A 15,359-nucleotide genomic window follows, 5' to 3' on the forward strand; every position below is an offset into this window, starting at 1 on the left:
CTAAGAAACTTCCAAACGGCGACACAGAACATGTCTACGAAAAAGTTGTTACTGCCCCTCAACAAAAGCCGACTGAGCAATCTCCAACTACTAAAGCAACCAAAGAATTACCTAATACTGGTACGGAAGATCATGCAGCTTTGGCAGCTCTAGGAGTACTTGGTTTGATGAGCGGATTTGGACTTGTGTCTCGCAAGAAAAAAGAAGACTAATTCTATACTCGAGATTCTAAGTAGTATCCATTAGTTTCTGAAACAAAAAACCAACTAATCGTTAGATTAGTTGGTTTTTGTCTATTCTCGATTTTTCCAAGCTTGGTAGCGAGTGTCAATCAAGAGTTGGGTTAAGCGCCCCATGGTTTCTCTTTCTTCGGGAGTGAGGGATTGGGCTTGGACAAAGAGATGGTGAATGTGTTCAATGACCTTGAAGGAAGAAAGGTCGTTGATAGAAGAGATGCCTGCATCGAGAATGATTCCAAAAAAGAGGTCAAAGTAGAGCTGCAGTTCTTCGTCAGGAACGGTTTCAACCCATTCCTTGAAGGTTGTATCGACTTGCTGGCTGTCACTATTGGTCTCGTCTAGTTGGACAAAGTGCTTGTCTTCAACCTGCCAACTAAAGGTATCGTGCTGGGCGATACCACCCAAGGCAGTGCTTCGAACAACAATTTTTTTTTCCGAAATTTCCAGCATCATCCCGATGATAGAACCTTGTGGAACAAATACTTTCGTTCTTTCCATCATGTTTTGATAGCCTGGTGTTTCGGTTAGTTCCTTGTGAAGTCCAGGTGCATCAAAAGTATAGACAGAGATAATGTTTTTCTGCAAGTTTGGATCAAGTTGACTGGCAGCATAGACAGCTAAATTGCCCCCTTTTGAGTGTCCTGCTAGGATAACCTTTTGGTTGGGGTGTTGAGCAAAAAAATTCTCTAAATACTGGAGGGCATGTTTTTGAGCTGGGATTTCCTTCATATAGGTCATATGGAAATCTTCTTTCCAACCGATGATGCTATCATCAGTTCCACGAAAGACAAGCAAATAGGTATCGAGACTGATACGATAAGTCATGGCTGCGAACTGTTTTTGCAATTCAGGATCGATATCGTTGATAAAGTCTGAGAGCTTGCAATTTTTAAAGCGTTTGTGTTGAGCGAGCTGATTCAATAACTGGAGACGATTTTTATTGGTCAACATCGTCGTGTCTCTAGGGATTTGAGGTGCAAGATCTATAAGACGCTTTGGTTCTTGGGTGACTACATTATCAAAAGCAAGGTAGGTTAATTCAGTAAGGGCAAGAACATCTAACTCATTAACGGGGAGGTCATAAAAGGAATCGTATGCTACATCATTCAGGTAGTCAAAAATATTGGCCATAAAAGCTCCTTTCTCTATGTTTATCCTACCACATTTACCTAGAATTAGCTAGTAGGCTTGTTCGAATGACCTAGTAGGCTTGTTCGAATGACCTAGTAGGGTTTGATTGAAATATATAGAAGATAGATTACTCCTATTTCAAACCTCTAAACGAGCTTACTTGTATGTTATTGCTATCAATCCCATTTTCCTTTAAAAAATTCGTCATCTCTTTAACATCATCAGGCTGACCTGTGATGAGATAGCTGGCTTGATTGCCGTATTCATCAATAGCACGTTTTAAAAATTCTTGACTTTGAGAAAGTTCCTCGCTAGTTTTATAAGTAAAATTCGGTGTTTTTTGAGCCAGTTCTTTCATCTCATTATCGAAAATAGTAACTCCTTTGTCAAAATGGTTGAGAATAATCGGACATTTCCCAGCCCATTCTTTGATAAGGGGGCGTAGAGCAGAAATGCCGACATCAGATGCAAAGCAAACTAGTGGCTGATTCGTATCTTTAACAGTCAAAGAGGAATCCAGCCAACTCATCTCAATCTCACTGCCAGCCGGTAAATGTGTCAAGGTGTTCTTAAAGTTGCTACCACTATTATGAGTCAAAATGAGAATTTCATCTTCATCAGGTGTGGAGGCAATGGTTAGCCATCGACTGGTTTGCTCTCCGTTAGGTTCATATTTACTAGCAGTAGACGAGGTATCAGGGAGTGTAAACTTAGCATAAGCCCCAGCTTTCCAGATTTGATGACTCGGTTTTGTGATATGAATTAAATATAGATCTCCGCTGGGGTTTTCGATGGATTTTATCGATAATGTCTGGCTTCGTCCAAGATAAGCGATGGCACCCAAAGTTATAATACATAGCGCTCCAAGTGTTGATAGAATGATAATAAACATTTTTTTACCTCTTTTCATTTTTTATGACTCCTGTTCTTAATTTTATGAATGAACTATAAAATTATTCATTCATATCTTTTCAAAAAATAAAGAAATCCATTCTTTATTTTAGAACTCCTTTAATGAAGTTGGTCGCAAGTATTTCGACAGTTTTGCCAATATCTGGAAAATCTTTTTCCGTGATATGCATATCCATATAGTAAAAAAGATTATAAACCTGTAAAATATCTTGAATCTTTTCTGGCGAGTACCCTTCAGACTGCATACGATTTGTAAAAGTTTTAACTAGAAACTGATGAAAAGGATTTGCGACTTTGCCTTCTTCCGAGGAATAGTAGCTGTGCAACTCATCTGCGATGGCAGGATTGTACCATTCTGCAAGGATTTTATTGGAAGAAACGAGAGTTCTGGACTGAGCAAATAGTTGACCAATGAGGTCGATCATGTCAATTTCCCAATCCAGTTCTTCGATCATAGCTTGGCGAACACGGTTGTTTTCATCTATATAGATGTCTAGAAAAATGGCTTCTTTACTCTCGTAATAGTTATAAAAAGAACCAACTGCAACACCAGCTTGCCGAGCAATTTCTGAAATTCCTGTTGCCTTGTAACCTTTTTTCGAAAAAACGTCATAAGCTGCTGTTTTTAGAGCTTGTTTTTTGTCCAATATGATTTAACCTCCTTTGTCCATGAATGAATAAAATTATTCGTTCATTCATATTCTAACAAATCATGGCTGGCTTGTCAATAAGAAGGCTAGATCTATTAAATAAGTTAAAGAAACGCTAACTAAATGAGCACAAAAAGGAAAATATAGGATAAGGCTGGAACTATAATTAAAAATAAGGTATGATATCAGTGGGAATGTCCTCTATTTAGCATCTGTTTTCTGATCTGGGTTTTGGAAATAGGCTGCTAAACAGCATGAGATACTGATCCGTAAATCTGATATGAAGGGTTTTGATACTTTGAGAAATAACAAAGGAGGAGCGCATGCACAAGATTTTACTAGTAGAAGATGATCAAGTCATTCGGCAACAAGTGGGGAAACTGCTCTCTGAGTGGGGCTTTGAAGTCGTTTTGGTAGAAGACTTTATGGAAGTGTTGAGTTTATTTGTCCAGTCGGAACCTCATTTGGTTCTCATGGATATTGGTCTGCCTCTTTTTAATGGTTACCACTGGTGCCAGGAGATTCGCAAGATTTCCAAGGTACCTATCATGTTTCTGTCATCGAGAGATCAGGCTATGGATATCGTCATGGCGATCAATATGGGAGCGGATGATTTTGTGACCAAGCCCTTTGATCAACAGGTTCTTTTAGCCAAGGTACAGGGCTTATTGCGTCGTTCCTATGAGTTTGGACGGGATGAAAGTCTCTTAGAGTATGCTGGAGTTATCCTCAATACCAAGTCTATGGATGTCCATGTCAATGGGAAAGCTATCAGTTTAACCAAGAATGAATTTCAAATTTTGCGGGTCTTGTTTGAACATGCTGGCAATATCGTAGCCCGTGATGACCTGATGCGGGAACTCTGGAACAGCGACTTTTTCATCGACGACAACACCTTGTCTGTCAACGTTGCTCGTTTGCGTAAAAAATTGGAAGAGCAAGGTTTGGTTGGATTTATCGAAACCAAGAAAGGAATAGGATACGGACTGAAACATGCTTGATTGGAAATCATTTTTTTTAGCCTATCTGCGTTCTCGCAGTCGCGTTTTTACCTATATTTTTTCATTAGGCTTTCTCGTCCTTCTCTTTCAGTTTTTATTTGCTAGTCTAGGAACTTATTTTCTTTATTTCTTTCTGCTCAGTAGTTTTTTGACCTTCTTATTTTTGGCTTGGGATATATTTGCAGAAGCTCAGGTTTACCGGCAGGAAGTACTCTATGCTGAGAGAGACCCCAAGTCTCCTCTAGAATGTGCGCTAGCAGAAAAACTCGAAGAGCGTCAGTCTGAATTGTATCAAAAGAAGTCGGAAGCGCAGAGCAAGCTGACGGATTTGCTTGATTACTACACCTTATGGGTTCACCAGATCAAGACCCCCATTGCGGCTAGTCGCCTTTTAGTAGCAGAAGTCTCTGATCGGGAGGTCAAGCAGCAACTGGAACAGGAAATTTTCAAGATCGACTCCTATACCAACCTGGTTTTGCAGTACCTGCGTTTAGAGAGTTTTCACGATGACTTGGTATTTGAGAAGATACAAGTTGAGAACTTGGTCAAGGAGATGATTCGCAAATACGCTATTTTCTTTATCCAAAAAGGTTTGACTGTCAATCTGCATGACCTAGATAAGACAATCGTTACGGACAAGAAATGGCTACTGGTAGTCATCGAGCAGATCCTCTCAAACAGTCTCAAGTACACCAATCAAGGTGGTCTAGAAATTTATATGGAAGGTCAGGAGCTTTGTATCAAGGATACGGGAATCGGGATTAAAAACAGCGATGTGCTCCGAGTCTTTGAACGTGGCTTTTCAGGCTACAATGGGCGTTTGACCCAGCAGTCATCTGGACTGGGCCTCTACTTATCCAAGAAAATTTCTGAAGAACTGGGTCACCAGATTCGCATCGAGTCTGAGGTTGGAAAAGGAACGACAGTGCGAATTAAGTTTGCGGAAGTGAAGCTCGTTATTGAGTAAACATAAATGAGAAAAAGCCTCCGATTGGAGGCTTTTGTGCTAGTTTCTTATTTCTCAACGCGTGATTTGTTAGCGATATCAGCTAGGATAGCTTGAACAAAGTCATCAACTGAGACAGTTTGTGTTTCTTTTTGGCCGTAGCGACGAACGTTGACAGTTCCGTCTTCCATTTCCTTATCCCCAACGATCAATTGGTAAGGAATCTTGCTGGTTTGTGAAGCACGAATCTTGAACTGCATTTTTTCATTGCGCTCATCTACGTCGGCACGGACACCACGGTCACGGAGTTTCTTCGCCACTTCCCATGCGTAGTCTACGTGTTTTTCGTTAGAAACGGGGATGAGGGTTACTTGGTGTGGTGCAAGCCATGTTGGGAAGGCCCCCTTGTAGTTTTCAATCAAGATAGCTGTGAAACGTTCCATGGTTGAGATAACCCCACGGTGGATCATAACTGGGCGATGTTCTTCACCATCAGCCCCAATGTATTTGAGGTCGAAGCGTTCTGGAAGCAAGAAGTCAAGCTGGATAGTCGAAAGAGTTTCTTCTTTTCCTAGGGCAGTCTTCACTTGGATATCCAATTTTGGTCCGTAGAAGGCTGCTTCGCCCTCAGCTTCAAAGTAGTCCACACCCATTTCATCAAGTGCTGCACGAAGCATGGTTTGGGCATTTTCCCACATCTCATCGTTGTCAAAGTACTTGTGAGTATCTTGAGGGTCGCGTAGAGAGAGACGGAAGCGGTATTCAGTCAAGTTGAAGTCTTCATAAACATCGATAATCAACTGAAGGGCATGTTGGAACTCTTCCTGGATTTGTTCAGGAGTAACAAAGAGGTGACCGTCGTTGAGAGACATTTCACGCACACGTTGAAGACCAGTAAGGGCACCAGATTTCTCATAGCGGTGCATCATCCCGATTTCGGCGATACGGATTGGCAATTCACGGTAGGAGTGAACATGGTGTTTGAAGACTTGGATATGGTGAGGGCAGTTCATTGGACGAAGAACAAATTCTTCCCCGTCCCCCATGTCCATGGTTGGGAACATATCTTCTTGGTAATGATCCCAGTGGCCAGAAGTCTTGTAAAGCTCTACAGAAGCAAGTGGTGGAGTGTATACGTGTTGGTAGCCAGAAGCCAACTCCTTGTCTACGATGTAGCGTTCCAATTCACGACGGATAGTCGCACCATTTGGCAACCAGAATGGAAGTCCTTGACCAACCTCTTGAGAAATCATGAAGAGATCAAGCTCTTTACCAAGTTTACGGTGGTCACGTTCCTTAGCTTCTTCACGCATTTGAAGGTAGTTTTTCAAGTCTTTTTTGTCAAACCAAGCTGTACCGTAGATACGTTGCATCATAGCGTTGTCGCTATTTCCACGCCAGTAAGCACCTGCTACATGGAGAAGGTGGAAGATTTGGATACGGCCTGTTGAAGGGACGTGTGGGCCACGGCAAAGGTCTACATATTCACCCTGACGATAGATAGTCAAACCGCCTTCGTCTTCTGAGTGTTCTTCAATCAATTCCAACTTGTAAGGGTCGTTTTTAAAGATTTCACGTGCTTCGTCTTTAGTGACTTCTTCACGGATTGATGGGAAGTTTTCTTTGACGATCTTCTTCATTTCTTCTTCGATACGAGGAAGGTCTTCGTTGGAGATTTGACCAGCTGTGTTGTCCGTATCGTAGTAAAAACCGTCTTCAATAGCTGGACCAACTCCCAAGTGAATATCTGGGAAGAGGCGACGAGCTGCTTGGGCAAACAAGTGGGCAGCTGAGTGACGCAAGATCGGAAGGGCATCTTCGTGATCAGGTGTCACGATTTCGATGCTTCCATCTTCAGTGATAGCACGAGTCGTGTCAATGAGTTTGCCGTTGAATTTACCAGCCAAGGCTTTTTTAGCTAAGGAATTGCTGATAGATTGGGCAATTTCAAAAGTAGTAACGCCAGATTCGAATTCACGAACAGCGCCATCTGGGAAAGTAATCTTAATCATGGTTTTCTCCTTAAATATTTATTCTATTTTTGTTGGACAATTTTAAGAGCCGAGCAACTTCTTCCGCAGTCTGATTCTCTGATTGACTACCATCTGTTACGAGGCTAGGATAGCTTAATTTCACCGCTTCCTTACGAACCATTTGAGCAAAAAGAATGTCTCGTTGCATCCAGTTTTCAAAAGCTTGATCAGGGTTGGTTGTACCCTCTAAGACATAAGGAACCCATTCTCTCTGTATATAATGCTTTTTTTGAAAATCAGCTGTCGGAGTCAAGCATAGATAGGATGATACTTGACATTCAAGCTCCTTTACCAAGTGAGGCAAAAGTCCTGCTCCCTCCACCAAGAGAGGTCTGTTTTGATTTTTTATCAAGTAAGATTTTACATAAGGAAAAATCTCTTCATAAAAGCACCATTCTTCATCTGCCATCTCTTCTGGCTTTCTCATCCAGATTTGTTCTGGATTTCTATCCTTCCTAAGAAGGCAAATTGGCTGTGAGTCTGCACTTGCTTGACTCATCATCTCTTCTACCAAATCATCCAGTTTGATATGAAGTAGTTGATACTGTCTAGCAAGAAGTGAGGCAATTGTTGACTTTCCACTACAAGGCGATCCGCCAATCATATAAAGCATCGTTCTTCCTCCTTCTGACAAAACAAAAAACGACATCCATAAAAGGACGTCGCAACGTGGTTCCACCTTCATTCATGTTCCCCAAAAAAGAGGGACACCTCAGATTGGCTCTAACGTGGCCACCGTTCTATGTTTTCATAAAAGTCAGTAGAGTAGTATCAGTTTAGGCTTTCTATGCGTTTCCAGCAACCACGCACTCTCTAGTAGAAAGGGGCTAAGTGACTTGTCTCTATGCATTATTATAGCATGATTGCGAGAATTTTCAAGGCTTTTATCCTATTTTTTTACTTTTCTGCTTGTTTATAAGATGACTAAGACCTCTACCTGAAATCATACCAAGTAGGGCGAAGATTTCATAGGCTAGGAAGTAAAGCAGGATGAATTCACCAAAGGTGATGATGGTAAAGCAATAGAGCAGACCAATACCGAGTAGCCACCAAAGTGAGAAATGAAATCGATAGCTATAAAGTAGCGATACGATAAAGGTTACCAGAGGTGAAAAGAGGATGATGTTGTAAATGTACAGTCCCTTCAGTGTATATGGGTCAGAGATGCATAGAGAGAGGAGTTCATAAAGTGGCCAGTAAAAAAAGAAAATGACAAGGTAGTATGGAATATACTTAAGATAATTCCGCATGGCAATAGTCCTCCAATCTGGAAAAATTGAGAGATATTGTAGACCACATAATCCTAAATGAAGGGGAAATCTCTACTTATATTATAGCACGATTTAGAAGCTCTTACAATTCAATCCAGTGATCAGTGATAGTAATCTTTTCGAGTGTTTTCTGCTATAATACTAACAGAAGAAGTAAGAGGAAATGAGGAGAAAGAATGACCAAAATAGCAGTTCTTTCAGACATACATGGAAATACGACAGCTTTGGAAGCTGTTCTGGCTGATGCAAGAGCGGCAGAGGTAGATGAGTACTGGCTTTTAGGGGATATTCTGATGCCAGGGACAGGACGTAGAAGGATCTTGGACCTCTTAGCTAGCTTGCCTATTACAGTAAGAGTTCTGGGAAATTGGGAGAATAGTCTCTGGCGAGGTCTGCATCGCAAGTTAGATCCTACAATAGCGAGTCATCGTTATCTCCTGCGTCAAAGTCAGTACATCTTAGAGGAGGTCAGCCCTGAAGAAATCGAAGACCTCAATAATCAACCCATGCAAGTTCATCGTCAGTTTGGTGATTTGATGGTGGGAATCACACACCATCTCCCTGATAAAAACTGGGGTAGAGAGTTGATTCATACGGGAAAACAAGAAGATTTTGATAGATTGGTGACGGAGCCACATGCTTCTATTGCAGTGTATGGCCATATCCACCAACAGTTTCTTCGTTTTGGAAGTGAGGGACAGTTGATTCTTAATCCAGGTTCCATTGGACAACCTTTCTTTCTAGACGCGAAGTTGCGTAAGGACCTGCGGGCCCAGTATATGATCTTAGAGTTTGATGAGGCAGGTTTGTCTGATGTTGATTTTCGTCGTGTGGATTATGATGTAGAAGCTGAATTGCAGTTGGCTAAGGATTTGAAGCTTCCCTATTTCCAAATCTACTATGAAAGTTTGGTAAAGGGAATTCACCATACTCATAATCACGAACTGTTAGGTCAGATTAGTGAACAAGAAGGTTATGATCAGGATGTTGAACTCTGGATGGAAAGAGACAAGAAAGATTGGTTTTAAGAGGACTTCTAGCTAGAAATAAGATAGTCTAGGAACTGTTGTTTTCCGATAAGTCGAACTGGATACGAATTGACGGCTTCTCAAATTTATGTTAGAATAACGAAATATAAATAATTTGAATATCATACTAATTGATATTCAAAATAAGAGGAGACAGATAATGAAACCAGAAGAGTTACACGCTATTGCCTCGGAGTTGGGCTTGCAATTTGACGAAGATTCGCGTAGTATTTATGGCACGCAGTCAGGCTATTTATTATTCCTGCAAGAAACTGACGTGAAAAATCAGTTTCGACTTTGTGTCAGTGTGAGTTTGAATGGCAATCCTGCGGATTCAGAAGAAAATGAATTGGTTTGGGATGAGTTTAAGAGTGAATCTCTTCCAAACTTGTCGACCTTGTCTATCAACCAGTACCTTGTTTCTTTTGTCGTAAAAGGTGCCATGCGCAAATCAAAAACAATTGAAAAGTTACAGACGCTCATAACAGACCTCGTAGCATTCCTTGAAACCCATCATTTCGTCCAAGTGTGTGCCTACAGCGGTCAGGAGGGGCCCGTTGGTCTCTATCAATTAGGTGATTCAATTTTCCTTATCAACGAGGAAAGCTATCAATTGCTGAAGAGCAATCTTCAGATTGAGGTAGATTCTTATCAAAATCAAAAGGAAAATGTTCTTCTTGGAGCAGTTGGTGCCTTGCTTGGAGCCTTGATTGGTGGAGCAGTTGCTCTATTTATCGCTCGTCTAGGTTATGTAGCTATGGTAGCGGGTATTGTTCTGGGGATTTGTACCATTAAAGGATATGAAATCCTTGGAAGAAAGGTATCTCGAAAGGGGATTGTAATTTCCTCTATTTGGATGGTGATTACTGTCTTTCTAGTGAATCAAATTGATTTGGCAATGGAAGTTGTTGCCAAACTAGGGGTTGAGTTTGCCTTTGCTTTCCGAGTGGTGAATCAATTAATCTTTAGCGGTGATTTCCCAGATAACTATTTTTATAATCTAGCTATGTTAGCTGTGTTTACCTTAGTTGGTGCTGGGGTGTCTATCAGCTCAGTCTGGTCAAGTCATAAAACAAAAGGGATTGTCCGTAAAATTGTATAAAAAAATAAGTCTTTGTATGCCCTCTACCGCTCTGGTTGCCAAGAGGGATACAGGACTTTTTGCATGGAGAAGGTAATCATTCGTTAATATTTGACAGGATAAGCAAAAAAGGTATAATGTTTATACGGGAAAAGATGAATAAAATATCAATGAAAGGAGAAGAAGATGCAAATTTCAAGCCGATTTACAATTGCGACTCATATGATGATTATTATTGCAATGCAGGATACAGACAGCAAGGTAACCAGTGATTTTCTTGCGGCTAGTGTCGGAGTCAATCCAGTCATTATCCGTAAGACTTTATCGCAACTCAAAAAAGCTGGATTGATTTCAGTTGCTCGTGGTACGGGAGGAACTGAGATAATAAAAGACCTTCAAGAGATCAGTTTGTTGGATGTCTACCAAGCTGTGGAGTGTTTAGGAAAATCTGGTAAGCTCTTTAGTTTCCATGACAATCCAAATCCTAATTGCCCAATTGGTGCGAATATCCATGCAGTTTTGGACCAAAAGCTGTTCGATGTTCAAGAAGCTATGGAAAACCAACTGCGTCAGACAAGTCTGGCTCAGGTTGTAGCAGATGCTCAGAATAAACTGTCTAAGTAAGAGGACTAAGGTTCTCTTTTTCTATTGCTATAATTATGGTACAATGTAGTCATTAAAGGAGGAGACTATGTACTTTATCACAGGATTTTTTGTCCTACTTTTTCTCGTTTCGTTTTTAAGGGACAATCGCAGTCTCTGGAATCCAGCTCTCTTGCTTTTGTCTCTGCTCTTTTCTTATATGTCCATTGCCAATCTTTTTTACGAAGCTGGGCAGAAAGAAGTGCACATGGTTTTCTTTGCAGGGATTTTTCTCCTGCTGCCTCTTTTAGTTTTTCTAAGTGGTTTTTTCCTTATTTATAATGGATTTGTGTTATTGAAAAAAGAAGGAAAATCCAAGGCAAATTATTTGTCTCTAGGATTAGGCTGCGTGATTCTATTCTTTTTTGTAATCATGGCAATTCGAGTGAGCGATACCAAGGGCTTGTTCTACACCAATCATCTAGTGAATATTATCTTTTTCTTTTTGATTTATTCGTATTTGATTTTTGGTTTTGCCTTTGCAGGATTTCTGCTTTATTCTATCCTGTATCTTTTTATTCCTAAGAAAAAATATTATGATTTTATCATCATTCACGGAGCAGGCTTGTTGAATGGAGAAAAAGTGACTCCCTTACTAAAGAGTCGCATTGATAAGGCAGTAGAAGCCTATCGCCAGTCTCTTAATCCCAATGTTAAAATCATCGCGAGTGGTGGTCAAGGTGGAGATGAAAAGATATCCGAAGCTCAGGCAATTTGTAATTATTTGTTGGAAGAGACAGATATTCCGAGAGAAGCGATTCTCCTAGAGGAAGACTCAACGACGACCTATGAGAATCTTCTCTTCTCAAAAGAAATGGGAGAGAAGCTGGTGACCAGTCCACGTTTTCTCTTTGTGACCAATGATTACCATGTTTTTCGTACCAGTACCTATGCTCGCTGTATTGGGATGAAGGGAGATGGTCTTGGTTGCCGTACAGCCGCCTACTATATCCCATCGGCCTTTATCAGAGAATACATTGCTCTATGTGTGAAGATGAGATGGCTTTTTCTCGCCTTCTATATTTTATTAATTTTAGCTCTGATTTTCTCCTATAGAGGTGTTCTATGGTAATATGTAAAATTCATATTGTAATTCTTGTTAGAATCTCTAAAAAATCTTGTAGTAACCCTAAGGGAAAAATTGTCACTAGTAATGAAAGAGCAGGGTAAGTGATTGTGAGTGCGGTTTTTGGAACGGTTTCATGATTGCTCGTCAATCAATTGAACAATTTCTAACCTAGTTGCAGATTTTCAGAGAGAGTCAAAAATAGGCAACTGAATATGAGTAGACTAGAATTTTACAGTCAACGACAAATAAAAATGTGAACAGCAACAGAGGTTCACATTTTCTTTTTGGTCTATGGCAAAATGGCTTTTAGTTCCTTCAGGATAGTTTGCAAGGTCACGACCGCTTGTTCTCCTTGTTGCGGTTGGTAGAGTAGTTGGAAATACTTGCTAATAGTTTCTTCAAATTGCTTAGGGAGGAGTGTACAATGGGTCTTTGCGTACTCCAACATTCGTTTTTCACCAGGATGGGTTTGCTCATTGAGCGCAAATAACAAGTCAAAGTAGGAAGCAAAAAACTCACTCGTACGATGATTCATGCTAAGAAGATCTTGGCGTTTGATAGCTTTTTCTATTTGGTGAGAGAAGGCAGGCATGGCTTGGTCTAGCAAAAGGAGTTGCCTTTCAATGATATGCTTTTTGAGTTCCTGTGGATAGGGAATCTGGTAAGTCTTTTGGAGCGAAGCATAGTGTCCATTCGGATCGTATAGAATCTTGCTGTGGAGTAGATTGTGCCACATACAGGTTGTATAAGAGTTTTGGGCTTGATGCTGAAAAACAGTTGAGTTTAGTTCTTGTTCAAACGACTCCAGCGAACGATAAATCAACTCGATTTGGATACCGTTGTTTAGTACACAGTCGTCCTCTAATTCCCAAAACTGGTTTCCAATTTCCATATAGGAGCAGTATTTGCTCAAAATTTTGAGGCGAGTCGCCTCATCAATAGAAGAGTTGAGATAGACATAAACGTCATAGTCAGAATTTTGATCGTAGGCTTGTCCTGCACGAGAGCCACCAAGAGCGATAGCTTCTACTTGTTCCAGTTGAGAGAATTCTTTGCAAAGTTCGTGGATCATGATTTTTCTCCTTGCTTTATGGTTTTAAAGTCATTTTACCAAAAAGTAAAACGTTTGCATAGCATTGAGTTACTCTTTTCCATCTATAGAAAAAAATGTGAACCCTTGTTTTGAGTTCACATTTCGTTTTTATTCTGCGGCTTGTTGCCAATGTTTTGCTAGCTTATGAGAAAGGCTGGAAATGGCAAAGTTAAAGATAAAATAAATCAAGGCAATCAGGATATAAAGACTGAAGACCTGCTCTGGTTCGAAATAGCGTCCCATGAGAATTTGGCTGGCGCCAAAGAGTTCCTGTAGGGCGATAACAGAGTAGAGAAGGCTGGTATCTTTAATCACGGTCACAAACTGAGAAATGATAGCCGGCAGCATTTTACGGATCGCTTGTGGGAGAATGATGTAGTAGAGGATTTGGGCAGAAGTAAATCCTTGTGACATTCCTGCTTCGAACTGCCCTTTATCCACGGCATTGAGACCGCCTCGGATAATCTCAGCTAGGGCTGCTGAGGTAAAAAGGGTAAAGGCCGTAATACCTGCTGGCGTGGACTTCATCTTGAACACCAAAAAGATAGTGAAAATCCAGAGAAGGTTGGGAACATTACGCACAAATTCGATATAAATGCTGGAGATGATTCGCAAGACAGGATTTTTCCCATTTCGCATAACCGCAAGTACCGTCCCGATCAGGGTAGAGAGGACAATGGCAATCAGAGAAATATAGAGGGTTAAGCCAAATCCTTTAAAGATAAAGGCTAGGTTATCTGGGGTCAAAACTTCTAAAATAGATTCCATAGTAACCTCCTAAAGTGAATAGGCTTTTTTGTTGGCTTGCTCCATCTTGCGACCAAACTGGGCAACAGGGAAGCATAGGGCAAAGTAGAGAAGAGCAGCACCTAAAAAGGCTGGGATATAATTTCCGTTGAGAGCTGACCAAGACTTGGTCACAAACATCAAGTCCACACCAGAGATGATGGCAACTGTAGAGGTGTTCTTGATAAGGTTAACGATTTGGTTGGTCAAAGGAGGGAGAATGATACGAAAGGCCTGAGGCAAGATAATCAAGCGCATGGCACTGATATAGGTGAAACCTTGCGACAAGGCGGCCTCCATCTGACCATTAGGGATAGACTGAATCCCTGAACGAATCACCTCAGCGATATAAGCTCCGTGATAGAGCCCGACGCAGAGAACAGCTGTCCAATAAATTGGAATCATGATGGTGTGTTCACTGATAAGAGGCAAACCATAGAAGACGATGACAAACTGCACCAAGAGGGGAGTATTTTGGTAAAATTCGACAAAGATACGAGCCAAAACACGCAAGAATGGGCGTTTACTAGTTGACATGGCCCCAAAGAAGATGCCCAAAACCATGGCGAGGATAAAGGAACCAACCGCTAGGGCAAGGGTAAAGAGGAAACCATTGAAAAATTGTCCAAAATCCTGAAAATAGGCTGTCCAAGATGATAAATCTGTCATGGGATGTCCTCCTTAATCTGCGGTATGGCTAGATGGTTTGAGTTTGTAACGGTCATAGAGTTTCTGCAAACTACCATCCTTGCTCCATTTAGTGACCAAGCTATCAAGATAGTCGTTTAGCTCGGTATTTGATTTTTTGGTGACGATACCGTAGTCAGATGGCTTGAAACTATCATCTAGTAGTTCTGTCCGTTTGCTGATGTAGCCAGAGAGGATAGAGCGGTCCACGGAAAAGGCATCAATACGGTGAGCGTGAAGGGAAGTAATCAATTCTGGGTAGGAACCAAGTTCGACGAATTTAAAGGTTAGACCTTTCTTTTTACCCAATTCAGTAATCAGGCGTTGGGTGATGGAACCTTGGGCAACCCCAATCGTTTTACCGTTTAGGTCCTCAATACTTTTGATGTTGGCGGATTTATTGACCAAAAAACCAGAAGCGTCCGTATAGTAGGGACTGGTGAAGTTGTATAGTTTTTTACGTTCGTCTGTGATGGTGAAGGTTGCGATATCCATGTCGACCTGTTCATTGTCTAGGAGCGGTCCACGAGTTTGCGCGGTAACAGGAACGTAGCGAATCTTGACTTTGAGTTCGTCTGCAATCATCTTGGCCAAGTCCGTTTCGATACCAGAATAGGTCCCGGTCTTGGGATCCTTGTAGCCAAAATTGGGAACGTCTTGTTTGACACCGACAACTAGTTCGCCTCTTTTTTGAATGTCTGCCACACTGGTATCGGCTTGGACTGGTTTGGCAGCAGTAAGGCTGAAAAGGCTAATCAATAATGCGTATAAAAAGAATTTCTTTTTCATA

General features: G+C 41.1%; 17 protein-coding genes. 7 read left to right on the forward strand and 10 right to left on the reverse strand.

Annotated features, from left to right (window positions below; all coding sequences use genetic code 11):
• Positions 1 to 212, forward strand: a 212-nt coding sequence (locus tag HMPREF2885_RS01965) for an LPXTG cell wall anchor domain-containing protein (RefSeq protein WP_148131118.1), incomplete at its 5' end; no start/stop codon positions are given.
• Positions 213 to 293: 81 nt separating this feature from the next.
• Here HMPREF2885_RS01965 and HMPREF2885_RS01970 read toward each other — a convergent pair.
• The 3 genes from HMPREF2885_RS01970 to HMPREF2885_RS01980 form a co-directional block, all read right to left on the reverse strand.
• Positions 294 to 1,370, reverse strand: a complete 1,077-nt coding sequence (locus HMPREF2885_RS01970) for a DUF2974 domain-containing protein (RefSeq protein ID WP_070656932.1) — start codon at positions 1,368 to 1,370, stop codon at positions 294 to 296.
• Positions 1,371 to 1,503: 133 nt separating this feature from the next.
• A complete protein-coding gene (locus HMPREF2885_RS01975; protein ID WP_070656933.1) occupies positions 1,504 to 2,280 on the reverse strand; it encodes a ferredoxin reductase domain-containing protein in 777 nt (258 codons plus the stop codon).
• An 85-nt stretch (positions 2,281 to 2,365) separates the two neighbouring features.
• Positions 2,366 to 2,935 (reverse strand): TetR/AcrR family transcriptional regulator, encoded by a 570-nt coding sequence (locus HMPREF2885_RS01980; protein ID WP_070656934.1) that lies wholly within the window; start codon positions 2,933 to 2,935, stop codon positions 2,366 to 2,368.
• Positions 2,936 to 3,255: 320 nt separating this feature from the next.
• Between HMPREF2885_RS01980 and HMPREF2885_RS01985 the strand changes: the two genes are divergently transcribed.
• On the forward strand, positions 3,256 to 3,933 hold the full coding sequence (locus tag HMPREF2885_RS01985; RefSeq protein ID WP_070656935.1) for a response regulator transcription factor: 678 nt from the start codon (positions 3,256 to 3,258) through the stop codon (positions 3,931 to 3,933).
• Positions 3,926 to 4,900 carry a sensor histidine kinase gene (locus HMPREF2885_RS01990; RefSeq protein WP_070656936.1) on the forward strand — a complete coding sequence of 325 codons (975 nt, stop codon included), beginning with the start codon at positions 3,926 to 3,928 and terminating at the stop codon, positions 4,898 to 4,900. The genes HMPREF2885_RS01985 and HMPREF2885_RS01990 overlap by 8 nt, the downstream gene beginning before the upstream one ends.
• A gap of 47 nt (positions 4,901 to 4,947) precedes the next feature.
• On the opposite strand, the gene thrS is transcribed toward HMPREF2885_RS01990, so the two are convergent.
• From thrS to HMPREF2885_RS02005, 3 genes are all read right to left on the reverse strand, one after another.
• Positions 4,948 to 6,891, reverse strand: a complete 1,944-nt coding sequence (gene thrS, locus HMPREF2885_RS01995; protein ID WP_070656937.1) for a threonine--tRNA ligase — start codon at positions 6,889 to 6,891, stop codon at positions 4,948 to 4,950.
• A 10-nt stretch (positions 6,892 to 6,901) separates the two neighbouring features.
• Positions 6,902 to 7,525 (reverse strand): adenylate kinase family protein, encoded by a 624-nt coding sequence (locus HMPREF2885_RS02000; RefSeq protein WP_049501480.1) that lies wholly within the window; start codon positions 7,523 to 7,525, stop codon positions 6,902 to 6,904.
• A gap of 271 nt (positions 7,526 to 7,796) precedes the next feature.
• Positions 7,797 to 8,162: a hypothetical protein gene (locus HMPREF2885_RS02005; protein WP_070656938.1), complete on the reverse strand. Its 366-nt coding sequence runs from the start codon at positions 8,160 to 8,162 to the stop codon at positions 7,797 to 7,799.
• Between the two features lie 197 nt (positions 8,163 to 8,359).
• On the opposite strand from HMPREF2885_RS02005, the gene HMPREF2885_RS02010 reads away from it, so the two are divergent.
• The 4 genes from HMPREF2885_RS02010 (at position 8,360) to HMPREF2885_RS02025 (ending at position 12,006) form a co-directional block, all read left to right on the forward strand.
• Positions 8,360 to 9,211 carry a metallophosphoesterase family protein gene (locus HMPREF2885_RS02010; protein ID WP_070656939.1) on the forward strand — a complete coding sequence of 284 codons (852 nt, stop codon included), beginning with the start codon at positions 8,360 to 8,362 and terminating at the stop codon, positions 9,209 to 9,211.
• A 160-nt stretch (positions 9,212 to 9,371) separates the two neighbouring features.
• A complete protein-coding gene (locus HMPREF2885_RS02015) occupies positions 9,372 to 10,313 on the forward strand; it encodes a hypothetical protein (RefSeq protein WP_070656940.1) in 942 nt (313 codons plus the stop codon).
• 165 nt (positions 10,314 to 10,478) lie between these two features.
• Positions 10,479 to 10,916, forward strand: coding sequence for an Rrf2 family transcriptional regulator (locus HMPREF2885_RS02020; protein ID WP_070656941.1), 438 nt, complete (start codon positions 10,479 to 10,481; stop codon positions 10,914 to 10,916).
• Positions 10,917 to 10,983: 67 nt separating this feature from the next.
• Positions 10,984 to 12,006: a YdcF family protein gene (locus tag HMPREF2885_RS02025; protein WP_070656942.1), complete on the forward strand. Its 1,023-nt coding sequence runs from the start codon at positions 10,984 to 10,986 to the stop codon at positions 12,004 to 12,006.
• Positions 12,007 to 12,292: 286 nt separating this feature from the next.
• On the opposite strand, the gene HMPREF2885_RS02030 is transcribed toward HMPREF2885_RS02025, so the two are convergent.
• From HMPREF2885_RS02030 to HMPREF2885_RS02045, 4 genes are all read right to left on the reverse strand, one after another.
• Entirely contained in the window at positions 12,293 to 13,075 is a 783-nt protein-coding gene (locus HMPREF2885_RS02030; RefSeq protein ID WP_070656943.1) for a DUF4037 domain-containing protein, read from the reverse strand.
• 129 nt (positions 13,076 to 13,204) lie between these two features.
• Complete coding sequence (locus tag HMPREF2885_RS02035; RefSeq protein ID WP_070656944.1) at positions 13,205 to 13,864, reverse strand: amino acid ABC transporter permease; 660 nt, start codon at positions 13,862 to 13,864, stop codon at positions 13,205 to 13,207.
• Between the two features lie 9 nt (positions 13,865 to 13,873).
• A complete protein-coding gene (locus HMPREF2885_RS02040) occupies positions 13,874 to 14,551 on the reverse strand; it encodes an amino acid ABC transporter permease (RefSeq protein ID WP_070656945.1) in 678 nt (225 codons plus the stop codon).
• A gap of 12 nt (positions 14,552 to 14,563) precedes the next feature.
• Complete coding sequence (locus tag HMPREF2885_RS02045) at positions 14,564 to 15,358, reverse strand: transporter substrate-binding domain-containing protein (protein ID WP_000726200.1); 795 nt, start codon at positions 15,356 to 15,358, stop codon at positions 14,564 to 14,566.
• Between the last annotated feature and the right edge of the window lies 1 nt (position 15,359).

This window comes from Streptococcus sp. HMSC062H02 (assembly GCF_001813005.1).
GTDB lineage: Bacteria > Bacillota > Bacilli > Lactobacillales > Streptococcaceae > Streptococcus > Streptococcus oralis_S.

Excerpts from the sequence above, each read along its gene's own strand:
- HMPREF2885_RS01970 (WP_070656932.1), bottom strand. The coding sequence starts at position 1,370 with ATGGCCAATATTTTTGACTACCTGAATGATGTAGCATACGATTCCTTT.
- HMPREF2885_RS01975 (WP_070656933.1), bottom strand. The coding sequence starts at position 2,280 with ATGAAAAGAGGTAAAAAAATGTTTATTATCATTCTATCAACACTTGGA.
- HMPREF2885_RS01985 (WP_070656935.1), top strand. The coding sequence starts at position 3,256 with ATGCACAAGATTTTACTAGTAGAAGATGATCAAGTCATTCGGCAACAA.
- HMPREF2885_RS01990 (WP_070656936.1), top strand. The coding sequence starts at position 3,926 with ATGCTTGATTGGAAATCATTTTTTTTAGCCTATCTGCGTTCTCGCAGT.
- thrS (WP_070656937.1), bottom strand. The coding sequence starts at position 6,891 with ATGATTAAGATTACTTTCCCAGATGGCGCTGTTCGTGAATTCGAATCT.
- HMPREF2885_RS02000 (WP_049501480.1), bottom strand. The coding sequence starts at position 7,525 with ATGCTTTATATGATTGGCGGATCGCCTTGTAGTGGAAAGTCAACAATT.
- HMPREF2885_RS02005 (WP_070656938.1), bottom strand. The coding sequence starts at position 8,162 with ATGCGGAATTATCTTAAGTATATTCCATACTACCTTGTCATTTTCTTT.
- HMPREF2885_RS02010 (WP_070656939.1), top strand. The coding sequence starts at position 8,360 with ATGACCAAAATAGCAGTTCTTTCAGACATACATGGAAATACGACAGCT.
- HMPREF2885_RS02015 (WP_070656940.1), top strand. The coding sequence starts at position 9,372 with ATGAAACCAGAAGAGTTACACGCTATTGCCTCGGAGTTGGGCTTGCAA.
- HMPREF2885_RS02020 (WP_070656941.1), top strand. The coding sequence starts at position 10,479 with ATGCAAATTTCAAGCCGATTTACAATTGCGACTCATATGATGATTATT.
- HMPREF2885_RS02025 (WP_070656942.1), top strand. The coding sequence starts at position 10,984 with ATGTACTTTATCACAGGATTTTTTGTCCTACTTTTTCTCGTTTCGTTT.
- HMPREF2885_RS02030 (WP_070656943.1), bottom strand. The coding sequence starts at position 13,075 with ATGATCCACGAACTTTGCAAAGAATTCTCTCAACTGGAACAAGTAGAA.
- HMPREF2885_RS02035 (WP_070656944.1), bottom strand. The coding sequence starts at position 13,864 with ATGGAATCTATTTTAGAAGTTTTGACCCCAGATAACCTAGCCTTTATC.
- HMPREF2885_RS02040 (WP_070656945.1), bottom strand. The coding sequence starts at position 14,551 with ATGACAGATTTATCATCTTGGACAGCCTATTTTCAGGATTTTGGACAA.
- HMPREF2885_RS02045 (WP_000726200.1), bottom strand. The coding sequence starts at position 15,358 with ATGAAAAAGAAATTCTTTTTATACGCATTATTGATTAGCCTTTTCAGC.